Genomic DNA, 15,572 nt, shown 5'->3' with positions numbered 1-15,572 from the left:
GTAATCGATTTATGTATTTCAAGCTTGTTCGACCAAGCTTTCGACATTAACTGAGTTCTATATTCATAATAAGTTTAATTTCGAATTACTACAATCCTTTTCCATAAAAATATTAGGCCAAAAGACCCATTCGTTCATCATTTCGAACCAATTCGGTCGAATCCTGACGAAAACCTCTACCATTTAAATTATATGAGGTTCAATTGGATTCCTTCTTATTTCGCTCTCTTTCAAAATTCAACCCTTGTGGTAAAATTGGTATGTCTTGGTATCCATTGTGGGAACGATAGGACATAATAACTTCAGCTTGCCATTGTAGGAGGAATGATTGGATTGGAGAAAAGACCTTTTGGACAGACAGGGGCACATTTCCCACTATTAAGTTTTGGCGCCCAACGTATTGTAGATGAACATAACTGCACGGAGGAACAGGCGATTCAGATTGTGAATCGTGCCCTCGATGAGGGAATTACTTACTTCGACACAGCGCCTAGCTATTCTAAAGGGCAATCGGAAGAACGGTTAGGTAAAGCACTAGCTCTTCATAATCGCAGGGACGAGGTATGGATTGCAACCAAGACCAATGACCGTACGCGCGACGGTTCCTTCCGACTTCTCGAAGACAGCTTGAAGCGTCTTCAGACGGATCACGTCGAAGAGTGGCGTCTACATAATATTATGAAAATGGAAGAGCTCGATCAGTGTTTAGCCAAAGGGGGCGCACTGGAAGCTTTAATTGAAGCGAAAGAACAAGGCATGATCAAGCATATCTCGATCAGTGGTCATACGAATCCTCAAGTGCAGCTCGAAGCGATTGACCGCTATCCGTTCGATAGCGCACTTGTCGCGCTCTCCGCTGCTGATCACCTTGTTTATAGCTTCGCCCATGAGTTCCTGCCCAAAGCCAATGAAAAGGGCATCGCGGTCATCGGCATGAAAGTCATGGCGTTGGGCAAATTGGCGCCGTGGTATGAGAAAGCTTTGCGTTACACATTGTCGTTGCCGATTTCTACGGCTATCGTTGGCATGGAGTCTATGGAACAGCTGGAGCAGAATCTTGCGATAGCGAAAAACTTCAAGCCGATGACCGATCTCGAGCAACTTGATTTCTTGAAGGAAATTATGCATCTGGCGAATCCGGATGTGCTGAAGTGGAAATCGACGGACTGGGTGTCCGGCGAGTGGTATGAGCGGTAGAAACAACGAAAGAGGCTGTCTCAAAAGTCAGTTTCGACTTTTTGAAATAGCCTCTTTATTCGTTAATGACCGATGAGTACTAATCCTGCTTCCCTCATATAACTGGATTTTCTCCATCTATTTGAAGTGGAATTCTCGAATTTGAAAGATTAACTGGATTTCCTGTAGTTAAATCCCTTCGTTTTACTCGTTTCTTCAAATTTCATACAAATTAGATGTACTTTTTCCATCTAAACCTCAAAACACGTCAGATTCGATCAAATTAGCTGTAGTTTATACATCTAAACACGAATTGGCAGTCACCATGCGTTCATAAGCCTCAAACTAACCTCAATCCTACGCCCAAGCTCAGAATGCACCGAACTTTGGATAACCATCGCTTCACAGTACACTACTCTTTAGAATCGTAGAAGAAATGCTCCGCCTTCCATTGCTCCCCTAATTGGAGAATGCCATACGAGTACCGAGGCTGTCTTCTTTTATCCGTAGGTGAACCTGGATTGAACATGATCGTCCCTTGAACATTTTGGAGAAACGGGATGTGTGAATGTCCAAAGATCACCATCTCAGGCCGCTCAGCCTCGAACGCTTCACGTGCTCTTTCTTCGGTCGTTTTCCGGAAACCATCCCCATGGATAAGACCTATTCGAAAATTACCGAAGGTTAATAGTTTCTTTTTCCCAAACCTCTCCACAATGTCATCACCGTCATTATTGCCAGCTACGGACTCACAAGGTGCAATCTGCTCGACAAGCTCAATGACATGCTCACTCACCCAATCACCTGCATGAATAATCAGATCGACACCTTGTAAGCCTGCTATAAGCGCATCAGGCAGCTTCGTGGCACGGTAGGATAAATGCGTATCTGCTATAACGCCTATTCGCATCACCTTTCACTCCTTCCAATATCAACTAGTCGTTAAGAATATACTAGTCAGGAAAAAGTAGGAATGCAAATAAGTGTTTAATCGCGAGACTCTAACCAGCAAATTTACTGTGTAACCACAGCATCATCAAAGCTTGCCGTCGAGGAAGCCATGCGGTAACCGATTTTGCCTGTACTCAGCTCCGTTGTGCCATTCGTCCAAGTAATCAGCTGCGTATTATTGACCGATCCAACAATCGTATTGCCCGTTACCTTCACTTTGAGGTCGTACCATGTGTTGATACTTGAACTAAAGGAAGCGCTTGTAAGCAAGGTCATAGTTCCGCTTACTTTTTTATACAAATCAAGAGAATTCGTACTGTTGTTGATTCGCAGCATATAGTAATTGTTAGCATCTGTGACACGGAAAAGCAGTCCTGCGTTGGCATAAGCATTATTTAGCTTCACTTTCGAGGAATACGTATAATTCGTCCAAGCACTCCCCGCAAAGGCAAGAGCCTCACCAGTTATCAAAGATTGATTAAACACTTTGCTACCATCTGTGATTACGCTCCACGTACCTCCGCTAGTCGTCCAACTACTACTAGATCCGCTTTCAAAATTGTCACTAAACACCGTAACCACTGGTGTAGAAGGAATACCCACGCCTTCGTAGGCACCACGGTCTGTCACACTGTTAGCTGGAACTGCACTGCCCCAATAATCTATACCGCCGCTACCCGTTATCGCAACACCGCTGTCAATGGCTGGTGAACCAGTCTGCAGTTTGTAACCATTCACTCCTGTTAAACCCGTGCCTGTTCCAGGGCTAACTAGTAGAGGGTTGGACGTAAGCTTGTGTGCATCACTTGGCTCCGAACCGGGATGATTGCCGTAGAAAACGTTATAATCAAACACAGTATTCGTACCACTGCCATAAGAATATCCGCCGCTGCCTAGGTTATAGATGATATTATTTTTAAAAGACGTATTACTCGCGTACCCTCCCCAATCGTTGATTAATAAAATATTAGTGCCCACTCCCGCGCCAACATAGATCGTATTGTTATAGATGCTCGTATTCGTAACTGGACCAGCCAATTGAAAAATACGTGTGCCATCGTTCTGACTGATGTTATAACGGACAATGGTGCCATTATTGAAATTACTTGTACCGTTATTACAAATGAGCACGAAGCCGCCTTCATTGTCATGGCTATAGTTATACTGAATAATCGTTCGATTAGAGACATAGTCCGAGTCAAATCCTTGACCGTCCAAGCTTCCATGCGTGCTATACGCTTCGTTGTATTGTACGAGCGCATCGTCCGTATTGAACGGCCAGATGGCAACTCCCTCAGCGCCGGAACGCATATTGGCATGATGAACGACATTATATTGAATGACAGGAGCCGCGCTTACCCGAACCAGAATGCCATCACGCCCAATATCGTACACCGTATTATACTGAATAAGCACGTTGGTGAAACCCGACCACGGCCCAGAATCGACCATGCCGCCCCGATTCATCCAGCGGGAATGCGTCTGAATACCCGTTGAATCCACCGTGTACACGGTATTTCCTTCGATTTTAACATCGTTCCATTTGGTAGATACGGAAGTTCCTAATGCCTGTACAGCGATGCCGCCGTTTTTCTTATCGGTATTAATTCCGTTTACATCGTGAACGGTGAGATTAGAAATATGGATGTAGTTGGCTGTTCCATAATCCGATGCTACCACGTTGACGCCTAAACGTTTGGCAGCGGTTGCCCCCTTGTTCGTCACTTCAAGGTTCTTAATTTCCCAGTACTCTTGATTGTACAAATAGACGGCCGATCCACCGCTGCCATCCGCATTCATCGTAAGCCCATTACCGTTAATGAGCGGTTTACTTCCGCTGCCGTAGCTTGAGAGGGTAATAGGGCTGCCAGACACGCCAGAACCCTTCGGATAAAGCTGCCCGGTCCAAGTACCTCCTGATTTAAATAAGATCTGATCGCCAGCCACGAACGTTGTCGCATTAACCTTGGTCAAGCTTTTCCAAGCAGTTGCCGTGCTTTTCCCATCTCCGCTGTCATCAGGTCTCGAAGAATCTACATAATAAATGGTGCCCGCAGCCAGAGCAGCTTTAGGCAAGGTTCCTAGGAAGGAAAGCAACATAAGTATGGCAGCGAAGATGGCAAATATTTTTTTGGCAGAATACATGAATCATTCCCCTTTACGTGGTTGATCTTACATTTTGTTGACGCTTTCACTTATGTCTATCATCAGGCAGGTTCACTTTTTTACACGAATGCTGCTCCCTCACCTCCCTTCAATTCAGATTTTTTACAAATGGACAGAGATCGCCGAGAATAGTCGCTGAGCAATTTGCTCCATACCGGCCTGAGAGGGATGCACCAAATCGAGTGTTTGGTTCACCGGATCCAACAGATCCCTGCCAGGAATACCAATAATCCCTGGATGATTACTCTTCAGGACCTCCTGTTGAACAATGTCACGAAACAGATCCGACTTGGGATCCCCTGCAGCATCCATGGCAAACCAGAACATATCCGTGACAAACAGCTTACGCTCGCCAAGCCCAGCAGCACATCTGCCCAGAAAGATGTCGACAGCTTCACGAAACGCTTCAGCCGTCCAGTCGTACACCACATTAATCCCGAGCTCTATCGTGGCGATCTCCCAACCTTCCAGTTCCATCATATAATCAGCCAATTGCGGCTCAAGCTTAGCTCCACCTGCAAGACCAAAATTACGTAACTCTGATCCAAGCAGTTGCGCCAGTCGGAAGGCATACGTTCCTGTAGGCGCCCAGGCTGAAGCTCCGTGAGTAATTGAAGAGCCGTAGGCTAGATAGCCTTTACCAGGGACTGCCAAGCCGTAAGGCGGCTCTACTTCACCTTCGACAGAAGAGAGAAACACCTTCCCTTGATAGGGAAGCACGAGGCGATACAGTTCCCTATCATAGGATTTTTGCGGATGGATCCTCTCGATCTCTGGTCGCAGTTCATATTTCTTGATGACAATCTTGTTATATCCTGTATGCAAATAAAAAATCTCAGCCTGCAAACTACCGATGACAAGTGCTGCCATTGTCGTAATTGGGGTTTCAAGATGCGGCTCCCACCATAGCCCAACCTCTACCCTTTCACCGATCATGCGGAATCGAATTTCGGAGCCCACAGCACTCTGGGCGTTTCGCTGAGCAATTTCATTCAACGTTAGCCGCAGTTTCTCTGGAATCCGGCATAATCGCAGCCCTTTGATTTCGTCTTCCACCCATTCCGTTACATGGTGTAGCGCGATCTTAGGTTCATGAAGGGGATATAACATCGTAGTCCTCCTATCTATCTATCTATCTATCTATCCATACCAGTCACTTAGGCTTAGAGACAAGAAACCGGACCAATGCCGATCTCCTCGGGGAGGCTTCCCGTATAAAGAAGTATGGATTCCCCCTGCTTCAAATCAATCTCATACACTCCCGGTGAGATTTCCTTAATCGAGAAATTTCGTTCGCCGCTCGTTTCCAGCGGTCCAAGCAAATTCGGAATGATCTTCAATGGAGCGCCAGCAAGACTTTTAATAACAACAAATTCCGTCTTGCCCTTCCTCCATCGACCGGACACTTCAAAAGCTCCTTCCGCCAAGAGCTTCCCAAAGGATATTTCCTTCCATTCATCAGGAACGGCAGGAAAGACGCGAATCGTATCGCCCCAACACTGCATAACCATGTAATGGATGCACTCTGCGCTGGACAACGGAGTTTCAATCACCGGGGACAACTCGGCATACATGGTATTCGGATACAAAAAACGACGGAATTCTGTTAAGTAAGCCAGCGTTTGGTTACCATCACCCCGTGTAGCTGCCATGCAGGCCGCACCTGTGTAGGAATAGCCTTGTAATCCTCCCATTAGATCAATCCAGTGAGAGATCGATTTCTTGATCACATCCGAATATTCCGGCTGATCATCATGGACCAGATGCAGAGGAAAAAACATCAACAGATGGGAATAATGCCGATGAGATACGGCAAAGGGCACGTCCTTCCCTACCTTGAAGCCATTGTGGTCAATGGGATATGGTATCAGATCCCGTAGCACTTCCCTCCAACGGTCCTCTAGTGGATCACTAAGATGCAACCGATCATTAGCCTCCAGTAATGCCAGACAGCCCCAACGGAACAAAGCTAAATCGTAATTGGTGTCTTCCGTTGGATAAGCCGTACTATTTTCCGGTCCCGGATACTCGGGGGAAACTGTTTTGGGCAAATGAAGATGGCCATCCTCCCCCCGAAAGCTTAAGTGCAAATACACATTCATGCTGGCTCGCAGCAACGGATACAGGCGATCCCTAAGGAACGCTTCATCCATTGTGGAACGGTAGTGCCTCCACACATTATGCAACGCCCATGGTAAGTTCCCATATTCAAAATCAGGTTTCAGACATGGTGATATTAAATTAAAGCTGGATTGCCTGTCGATATACGCACCGTCATCTAATCCGATGGGTATAGCGTTTTGGCGTAAACTTTCGTGATAGCGTTCCAAATTACCGATTAATGATTCACCGATTGACAGCCGATTTGCTTTATAAACTGAAGAATAGGACAGCTGTACGTTTAAATTCCACCAGGTTCCCGGCCAAGCTGATTGCGTAAGCCATGGCCCCTGATTATCCAGTACCGGTGAATCCCCACGGACGGCACTTGCCAACTTGTACATTTGAATCCAATAAATCCCCTCCCAATACTTATCAGGTATAGAGATGAAGCTCGCAGGATAGTAGTCATGCCACTTGGCTCTATGCGTTTTGAGAAAGGTGTCCAATGATAGCTTCGATGCGGAGTCAATCGTCTTAAGGGCCACATCTATTGCGCTTTCGTCAAAATAGGAATTTGCGATACTTACGTATACAACACCATGGGACTCGCTGAAGTTAACCTCTTTCCAAGCCACGACGCAGGCTCCCTCGGAGATAACAGTGCCGTCTTCCTCCTCTTTAACAAAGGTTTGAATGCTTAACTGTGTTCCTTGTTGATAAAGCTGCAGTGGGGGCGGAGGAAGATACTTTCGAGACAAATTGTGTGGAACGAATTCCAACCTCGGACTCACGCCATGGCGGGGGCGAAATCCCACTGACGCTCCTTCGCTTCCGGTTGAGTTCCATTCAATCATCAGACAATCCATCTGAGCATGGGCAATAGACCGCCATTCGAGCGTTCCTTGATCCGTCGTCATCAATCCCGTTGCTTCTGCATGCCATAAGGACAACCGCATGGTTTCTTCCCTTATCCTGCCTCTAGGCCGGAGCACCATATCACCGATGGGAACACGCGGTACAGACCAATCGATCCCGGAAAGATGATTATGCGCAACAACATCATTCCTTCCTAGTTCCCAAGCTAGATCCTGAGGCGAGTCCTTCAAAATCATAGCCCCAATCATCCCATTTCCGATGAATGCGCCCTCTCCCCATTCCTTTCGTGGACTATGGCAATTATGCTCTTCCGTTCCTTTGTAATAACCTCCATGAAACCTAAGATCTGTCTGTACCAAATCATGTGCGGAAAGAAACGATTCCCAATCTACTTTTGAAATGACTTGTTCCATATCGATCAACCCTTAACCCCAGACATCGTAACCCCTTGAACAAAATATTTTTGCGCGAAAATAAACAGAACAATCGTGGGCAATACGGCTACAGCAGCTCCGGCCATTTGCAGCGCATAATCAGCGCCCGCTTCCGTTTGGAAATACGATAAGCCTACGGTTAGCAGTTGCTTCTTCATGTCCGTTATGAAAACAAAAGGTGAAGCGAAATCGTTCCACGTCCATAAGAAGGTAAACAATACCATCGTAACAAGAGCCGGTTTGGCCAACGGTAAAATAATCCGATAATACACTTTATAATGCGAACACCCATCGACAATGGCCGCTTCAGATATTTCTTTGGGAATACTGATGAAGAATTGTCTGAGCAAGAATAGGAAGAAGACATCAAAAGCCGCAGGTAAAATAATCGCCCAATGCGTGTTATTTAAATGAAGGTACTTATATAACAAGAACCTCGCTACAATGGTCGTATCCGATGGAATCATCATCTTGGCAATCAAGATCATGAAAATGACATTTTTAAATCGAAATTCCAATCTTGCAAAGGCATAAGCCGCCATAGTCACAAGCAGCCCCCTTAACACTAGAACGCCCAACACGACTTTAATGGAGTTAAAATACCAGATGAAATAGGTTTTGTGTTTGAAGATCGTTTCAAAATTGCCCATAAATGGATGGCTGATCAGAAGAGAAGCGGGATGCTGGGTCATTTCTAACGGCGTTTTCAACGCAAATGAAATCATGAAAAGAAACGGAATGATCATCACAATGCCGAGAAGAAGCATCACGTAGGTCATCATCAATTTCGGTTTTAATAATGTACCCATTTTTTTTGCCCCCTCCATTGGATGATTGTAATAACTAATATAATGGCAAACAACAGAATCGCTTGAGCGGAGGCAAAGCTATATTTGTTGTAAGCAAAAGCTTCTTCGTAAATATTTAATGAAATAACACGCGATGAGGTACCTGGACCACCATTCGTCAAGTTACGGATAATCGCATAGTTTTGAAAAGATCCAATAATATTCGTAATCACCAAGAAGAAAGTCGTCGGAGAAATTAACGGCAATGTAACGCTCATAAATTTCTTAAACCGTCCTGCCCCATCGAGTTCCGCTGACTCATACAAATCTTTGGGCACTCCTTGTAACGCCGCTAAGTATACGATTGTCGGGAAAGCCAGTGAATGCCAAACTTCGACGCCAGCAATCGTTGGCAGCGAGGTGTGAATGCCACCCAACCAAAGTGGGGGATGTTCCACGCCTACAGCTACGAGCAATTTATTCACAACGCCATCATACGGATTAAGCAAAATGGAAAACACAATCGCGATCGCCACTACGTTCGTTACATACGGCAGCATAATCAACGTCCGTGCTAATGTTCGCAAATGAAAAGTCGCATTAAATAACATAGAGAGCAGCAATGCTGTAATAATAACGCCTGGTACATAACAAATCATAAACACAAAGCTTCTTCCAAATGAACTTAAGGCAATAGGATCCTTCAAGACTGCGATATAGTTGGAAAGTCCAGCAAAGTGCACGTCCGTTAAACTTTTAAAGCTGTTGTAATCCAGTACGCTGATGACAAATGCGTAAAGGGTGGGCAATAAATAAAAAAGTGCAAATCCTGCCACAAAAGGCGTGACAAACCAGAAAGCAACCTTTTCTTCGTTCGTAATCCGCAGCATGCTCCATTCTCCTCTTTTTAGGAAGGAGGACACCACCATGATGTCCTCCTCCGTCACTTCTCATTTATTTATTGTTTGCTAGCCGCTTGAATCGCTTGGTCTTCTCTTGTTTTAATTGATTTAACAGCTTCATCTACGGTTTTCTGACCGGCAAAGTACAACTCGGATTCTTGCATAATAATATTGCTATACTCACTCATTGCACTACCTAGCAATTTCTCTTGCGTGAAGCCTAATCCATTATCAAGCAAAGCTTTACGAAGATCGTCTGCTGTTACACTGCCTTGTGATTTATCTGCGATATTTTTCAGTACTGCATTCATGTCATCTTTGCTCAAATTTTTCTGAGCAGGGAATTCGCCTCTTTCTTTGTAGCTATTCTCTGCAAAGTAGGATAGGAAATCAAACGCTTCCTTAGGATGAACAGATTTCTTATTAATCCCAAGAGCAGCGGTAACCCCAATGTTGTTATTGCCTTTGCCATCATCAGGTGTAGGAGGTTGAACAACGCCCCATTTCCAGTCACGCGGATATTTCTCGAAATTGTTTAAGGAACCCAAGTACCATGTTCCGATGAATTGCATCGCATATTTGCCTTCTAAGAATCCAAGATTGGACAGTTTCTTCGTCTTAAACTCAATCCATGATGGTTGAATTTTGTGAACAGCACTCAAATCGTTGTACCATTTAAGCGCATCTTTATATGCCGGATCATCATAATTGGACGTTCCGTCTGCTTTATAACCTGGTACATCTTTCTGTCTGGCCTGCATGTATAGGTAGTTATCAAACGTAAGCATGTAGGAGCCTTGAATGCCTTTATCCGGTTTCGTTAATTTTTTGGCCGTCTCAATGTATTGGCTCCATGTCCAGTTTCCTGTAGGGTATGGAACACCTGCTTCATCAAACAGCTTTTTGTTATAAAAGACTGCCCACATCGACAAGTTGTACGGGATATAATAGACTTCGTCTTTGTATTTCGTGAGTGAGTCACCATAAATTTTATCAATATCATAGTTAGCCTGTTTCGCTAAATCTTTCATCGGATACAGGAAGTCTCTGGATGCATACTTGTTCTGATCGATGGGATTCGAAAGGTTAATGATATCTGTCTTATCACCGGAGAGCATGGCGATGTCTATCTTCTTCATTGCCTCGTCTAGTGTTCCTGGTAAAATATTAAGCTCCAGCTTATTCCCGGATTTGGCTTCCCATTGTTTCCTTAATTTATCGTTGGGCTGGCCATCTTCCCACTCCTTCTGACCTGCTGAAGTAATGAACATGGACAATGTTACAGGATCAGCCTTTTTCGGTGCCGTGCTTGCAGAAGCTACCGCTCCTGTTTCTTTCTTCGTAGTGGTAGCGCTACCACATCCGCTCAAAAGGCTTAACCCGACGACCGACGACAAACTTATTAATGCCCAACTTCTCTTGAACCCCTGCATAAAAGCGCCTCCATTATTGTGTATGCCACATGTTTTGTCTTGCTACGAGTTTCATTCTAGGGGGAATACGGATAAAAAAATAGGGGATGGTTTTTGGATTAGGTTTGATCTTTTTGACTGTTATCAATTTCGGTCGGAAGCTCGTTAGAAGTTCCTTTACATGAAAAGAATGCATGATTATTATAGAATCAAAGGAGTGAGTCCGATGAACGATACTTATAAAATGATGATTGTTGACGACGAATTCGAGATTCGGGAAGGGTTAAACTCCTTTTATTGGGAACGCTTTCAATTTCAGGTAACTGGTCTTGCCGCCAACGGCAAGCAAGCGCTCGATCTCATGCAGCGAACGGATGTGGATATCGTCCTTACTGATATTAAGATGCCCGTTATGGACGGCATTGAGCTCAGTAGAGAGATTGCCATGCATTATCCTCATGTCAAAATTGTCATCTTGTCTGGATATAAAGAATTTTCCTACGCCCGTGATGCCCTTCAAGCAGGTGTATCCGAATATTTGTTGAAGCCCGTGGACCTGAAACACCTCAGTGAAAGTATGATGAAGTTAAAGCTTCAATTGGACGCCGAACGGCTATCGTCCCAAAAGCTGCAATCCTATGAAAACCAATTAGCTGGTAGCTTGCCTGCAGCCAGAGATTACTTTTTCCAGTCACTGATTGAGGACACCTTGCCTGAATACCATGAAGCCAAAGAAAAAATGAGCTTATTAGAAATCGAAATGAATGCGACCTATTATTGCTGCGCAGCTCTTAAGCTCGAAACCAAATCGTATCATGACGGTACTTTGCCTGACAATATCATGACGAAAGTTCATACCATCCTAGAGCGTCATCTCGATGCAGGTCAATGTCAGAGCTACACCCTTAGGAAAAAAGCTGGCGAACTAGCCGTCTTCCTGAATCTAAACGCGACATCTGTTCCGCCTCGTCGATCCCTTTCTTTGCTTTTCGAGCAAATCATCGGATCCATTGAACAGGAAACAGCATGCCAATCCATCGTAGGTCTGGGTGAAGTTTATCAGAGCTTCCTCTCTTTCCCTGATTCTTTCAAGCAAGCAAGAAGTGTTATGGAACGCAACATTTTCTGGGAACGTGGCGGATTGTTTCTATGGGAGCCAGCGGATGGGCATCCAGTGGAACGTAAGGAGTATCCCTACCCCTATGAAACCAAATTGCTCGACGCTGTGCTAGAGGGCAATCTAGACAACAGCTTGCTGCATTTTCAACAGTTTTGGAACAGTTGCGGACTAGACTCCGAACGAGATGAGTTCTCCATTGTCCTCAAATACTTGACGCCGCTCTTCACGATGCTGGAGCGAAGACTCGATCTGCATGGCGCATCCTTTGAATCGATGGCAAGTCTCCGAATACCTTTTAGCGAATTTATTGAACGATACCCCACTATGTCTACCTTAAAAATGGCATTAGATCGCTTAATTTCAGACATTACAATGCAAATCAAAAAAATAAACGACGACGTGCAAACGACTTCTCATTCGGCTGTCCAGCAAGTCAAAAAATATATCGAAGAGCATTGCAGTGAAAAGATTACCTTAAACCAAATGGCTGATCTCGTATATCTCAATCCCAGCTATTTCAGTATTCAATTTAAGAGAGAAACAGGCATTAATTTTATCGATTATTTAAAGAATTGTCGGATGGAAAAAGCAAAGGAATTGCTGCGCCGCATCGATCTCAAGGTGTATGAAATCGGTGAATTAGTCGGCTATCTAGACCGCAAATATTTCGCTACGACCTTTAAAAGCCACACCAAATTAACACCGCTCGAGTACCGCCAATCCTTTATCACATACTGAAAGCGGTGCCACCATGGAACGTTTGAAGCTGCTTCTCAAAAGCTTTCTCTATAATCATTCGATTCGTAAAAAACTGCTCTTCTGTTCGGTGCTGCTCACGTTAACGTTAGCTACTGCCTTTTATTGGTTGTCCGAAAGCTTTGTAAGTCGACTTATCGTACAAGAAAAAGCAGAGTATCAAGTCAATGAGTTTAAGCAAACGGCAAATTACTTCAAATTCCTTTTCGCGGATTTGGATGCCAATACGAACAAGCTTGTCAACGAAGCTTCGATTCAAAAAGCAGTCGATGAACCGTTCCCACAGAACGATTTCAGCCAAATTGGGCAACGCGTGCAGACACTGACGAGCGAAATTACTGATACGTTGTTATACCACGATTATATCGACAAAATTATGATTTTAGGTAAAAACAATCTGGTCTATCAGTATGAATATAATGAAGGCGGCAAATACGCAGGGACTGATTTTAATTTTATTCAATGGCTAAATGTAAGTGCAGCTTATCTCTATAAACAGCAGGAGGGTGTTCCGTTTTATTACAATGTCTCGGGCGCACCTCTCACCACTGGCTTCGACGAGAAGGCATTAGCTAACATGCTTGATCATCGCATTGCTTATTACCGTCCAATCCGGCTGGAAAATGAGACGATCGGTACCTTGGTGGTAACCTTTAACATCCCAGAATTCGCTAAAGAGGTATTTAACAGCACGGATGCTGATGAGACGCTACAGTTGCTGACCAATCAACATTTGCCTATTTGGAGCAATAAATCTACTGGCTTGGACAAAGAAATCTTCCCAGCTTCCCAGCAATCTGATGATACTTCCTATAAAATCATTCAAAAAAACGGTAGTAAAGTGTTGGTCACTCATTTTCAACTGTCCTCCTACCCGTTCGAACTTATGAGTGAATTCCCTATCTCTTCGATCTTAACAGGCAAGGGCGGTACACACTCTCTCGTATTCTTTTTCGGATTGGGCACGCTAGTCTTTGTCCTGATCCTGTCGTTTTGGTTTGCTGGAACCTTATCCAAGCCGTTGTTTGAATTATCACAAGGATTATCCGCGGGAATTGGTGCGCTGGACGAACGAGAGCCTCTTGAACCGCGAATCATTCTCCCTAATTATCGTGTGCGATCGAAGCTCATTGCCTATTTTGTCCTGACCACCTTTGTACCCAACTTACTGTTTGTCCTGCTATTGACCTACGTTCATTATGACAATTATCAAAATAAGGTGATGCAGCTTACAGAAAGCACGATACAACAAGTTAAACGGAATATCAATTACAGTTTGAAAAACTATGACAGATTAACCCAGCAGTTAATTTATCATCCAGAAGTCCAACAAACAATGCGTAAATCGGAAACGACTTCGTTACAACCTACTGATAATATGTTGCTCGAGCTTCAATTCGGCAATATCAAACAACGGAAAAGGGAGTTTCTTTCCATGGAACTCTACAACCGGTCCCGTGAGCGGATTTACTCTGGCATGTATGCAGGCACGGTTCCGATTTCGAAGACCGATCCTCGTGTTTTTGAGAAGCTCGATAATAGCTCAGGTGAGTTGCAGCTCATCGGCACCTATCGCAATCTGTACATGACCCCAGTACTCACATTTGCCCGGAAAATTAGCAGTTCTAGCGTATCCAATCTCGGATCTCAGCTAGGGTACTTAATTGTCAATGTGGAACAGGACGTGCTGAATAATATTTTCCGAACGATTCGCATCGGAGATTCTGGTTATTTCTTTCTGATCGATGCAAATGGAACTATTCTGTCCCATGACAACGACGACCTCACGTCACATGTCTTGGAGAAGGAAGACCCCCTCGTAACGGAGATGATGCAGCAGACGAGCGGTTCCTATTTCAAAAACGCGGGCAATAAACGTTATATGGTTTTCTACGATACTGCCTCCTACTTTGGTGTAAAAATGGTCGGCATTGTCCCTTCGGATGAATTGAAGAAAAAGGTGTTCACTCTTGTCTGGTACAGCGCAGCTTTCTTCGTTCTGTTTGGAATCCTGATTATGCTTATCGCAACACTGATCTCTAGTCTAATCAGCAAACCGCTGCGGAAGCTGCAGAACTTGATGCATGAAGTGAATGAGGGTAATTTTGAAGCAAGGATGAATCACAAAGGCCGAGACGAAATTGCGAGTCTAGCCCGCCATTTTAACAATATGATCAAGCGCTTGAACGAGTTAATTACCGAAAACTATCAATCGAAAATTCGCGAGAAGGAGCTCATGTTCCTGGAGAAAGAAGCCCAGCTCCATGCCTTGCAGCAGCAAATTAACCCGCACTTCTTATACAACACGCTGGAGTCGATTAAATGGATGGCCTTCCGACAGGGTGCAGGCGAAATCGTTGAAATGACAACCGCACTGGGGCAATTTTTCCGAGGAAGCATTAGCAAAAAAAGTGGCTTAGTTCGCATGTCTGAAGAGCTGGACCACCTCGAACAGTACTTGCGGATTCAAAAAATTAGAGCAAAAAATCGTTTCATTGTGATTTGGGATGTCTCCGATGAGCTTCAATCTTCCTTAACGGTCAAATTGATTTTGCAACCGATCGTAGAAAACGCCATTGTACATGGCCTGGATACGATAGAGTCAGACGGTTTGCTGATGATCAAGGGGTATCTCGATGGAAGCCACATGCATATCGAAATTCTCGATAATGGCGCGGGGATGAGCATGGAACAATTACAACATTTACGCTTGATCGAAGAGGAGCAACGGGAGACTAACGATTCCGGCATTGGATTGATCAATGTGTTCCAGCGATTGCATTTGTATTTCAACGACAGCTTTACCTGGGATATCGACAGTCAGCTAGGCAGAGGAACACTCGTGCGGCTCCACTTGCCCTTGCTTTCTGAAGATGAAGGGTAATTAA

10 protein-coding genes are annotated in these 15,572 nt (G+C 44.5%); 3 read left to right on the top strand and 7 right to left on the bottom strand.

The window, feature by feature from the left end:
• Positions 1-324: 324 nt before the first annotated feature.
• On the top strand, positions 325-1,197 hold the full coding sequence (locus GC096_RS24540; protein ID WP_246302928.1) for an aldo/keto reductase: 873 nt from the start codon (positions 325-327) through the stop codon (positions 1,195-1,197).
• A 391-nt stretch (positions 1,198-1,588) separates the two neighbouring features.
• Here GC096_RS24540 and GC096_RS24535 read toward each other — a convergent pair whose 3' ends face one another.
• The 7 genes from GC096_RS24535 to GC096_RS24505 form a co-directional block, all read right to left on the bottom strand.
• Positions 1,589-2,086 carry a metallophosphoesterase family protein gene (locus GC096_RS24535; RefSeq protein WP_171633925.1) on the bottom strand — a complete coding sequence of 166 codons (498 nt, stop codon included), beginning with the start codon at positions 2,084-2,086 and terminating at the stop codon, positions 1,589-1,591.
• Between the two features lie 104 nt (positions 2,087-2,190).
• Positions 2,191-4,272 carry a 3-keto-alpha-glucoside-1,2-lyase-like domain-containing protein gene (locus GC096_RS24530; protein WP_171633924.1) on the bottom strand — a complete coding sequence of 694 codons (2,082 nt, stop codon included), beginning with the start codon at positions 4,270-4,272 and terminating at the stop codon, positions 2,191-2,193.
• A 123-nt stretch (positions 4,273-4,395) separates the two neighbouring features.
• The gene (locus tag GC096_RS24525; RefSeq protein ID WP_171633923.1) at positions 4,396-5,403 is read right to left on the bottom strand and encodes an SGNH/GDSL hydrolase family protein; all 1,008 of its coding nucleotides are present in this window, start codon (positions 5,401-5,403) and stop codon (positions 4,396-4,398) included.
• A 53-nt stretch (positions 5,404-5,456) separates the two neighbouring features.
• Positions 5,457-7,685 carry a glycosyl hydrolase family 95 catalytic domain-containing protein gene (locus GC096_RS24520; protein WP_171633922.1) on the bottom strand — a complete coding sequence of 743 codons (2,229 nt, stop codon included), beginning with the start codon at positions 7,683-7,685 and terminating at the stop codon, positions 5,457-5,459.
• 5 nt (positions 7,686-7,690) lie between these two features.
• Positions 7,691-8,515, bottom strand: a complete 825-nt coding sequence (locus tag GC096_RS24515) for a carbohydrate ABC transporter permease (protein ID WP_171633921.1) — start codon at positions 8,513-8,515, stop codon at positions 7,691-7,693.
• The gene (locus GC096_RS24510; RefSeq protein ID WP_171633920.1) at positions 8,500-9,384 is read right to left on the bottom strand and encodes a carbohydrate ABC transporter permease; all 885 of its coding nucleotides are present in this window, start codon (positions 9,382-9,384) and stop codon (positions 8,500-8,502) included. The genes GC096_RS24515 and GC096_RS24510 overlap by 16 nt, the downstream gene beginning before the upstream one ends.
• Positions 9,385-9,452: 68 nt before the next feature.
• The gene (locus GC096_RS24505) at positions 9,453-10,829 is read right to left on the bottom strand and encodes an ABC transporter substrate-binding protein (RefSeq protein ID WP_171633919.1); all 1,377 of its coding nucleotides are present in this window, start codon (positions 10,827-10,829) and stop codon (positions 9,453-9,455) included.
• A gap of 205 nt (positions 10,830-11,034) precedes the next feature.
• On the opposite strand from GC096_RS24505, the gene GC096_RS24500 reads away from it, so the two are divergent.
• Both GC096_RS24500 and GC096_RS24495 read left to right on the top strand, forming a co-directional pair.
• A complete protein-coding gene (locus GC096_RS24500; protein WP_171633918.1) occupies positions 11,035-12,666 on the top strand; it encodes a response regulator in 1,632 nt (543 codons plus the stop codon).
• A gap of 13 nt (positions 12,667-12,679) precedes the next feature.
• The gene (locus GC096_RS24495) at positions 12,680-15,568 is read left to right on the top strand and encodes a sensor histidine kinase (RefSeq protein ID WP_171633917.1); all 2,889 of its coding nucleotides are present in this window, start codon (positions 12,680-12,682) and stop codon (positions 15,566-15,568) included.
• Positions 15,569-15,572: the final 4 nt, after the last annotated feature.

Source organism: Paenibacillus plantarum, assembly GCF_013141695.1.
GTDB lineage: Bacteria > Bacillota > Bacilli > Paenibacillales > NBRC-103111 > Paenibacillus_E > Paenibacillus_E plantarum.
This window is presented reverse-complemented; position numbering and strand designations above follow the sequence as displayed.